Origin of the sequence: Halomonas sp. ND22Bw (assembly GCF_003011945.1) — a bacterium.
GTDB classification, from domain to species: Bacteria; Pseudomonadota; Gammaproteobacteria; order Pseudomonadales; family Halomonadaceae; genus Halomonas; species Halomonas halophila.
Genome location: NZ_PXWD01001701.1, coordinates 1 through 239 on the forward strand (window position 1 = coordinate 1; position 239 = coordinate 239).

General features: G+C 72.0%; 1 protein-coding gene. It reads right to left on the reverse strand.

Features of this window, described 5'->3' with window-relative positions; genetic code table 11:
* Nucleotides 1-239, reverse strand: a 239-nt coding sequence (locus CVH10_RS24075) for a sigma 54-interacting transcriptional regulator (RefSeq protein WP_146143390.1), incomplete at both ends; no start/stop codon positions are given.

A 239-nucleotide genomic window follows, 5' to 3' on the forward strand; every position in this document is an offset into this window, starting at 1 on the left:
TGACCTGAACGGCCAGGGGCATGCTCTCGACCTCGTCCAGGAACAGCGAGCCGTTGTGGGCGCGTTCCACATGGCCGACGCGACGACGCAGGGCGCCGGCGAAGGCGCCCAATTCATGCCCGAACAGCTCGCTTTCGATCAGGCCGTCGGGCAGGGCGCCGCAGTTGACGGCGACGAAGGGCGCCAGCCGGCGCCGGCCGCCGTTGTGCAGGGCGCGGGCGACGGCCTCCTTGCCCGTG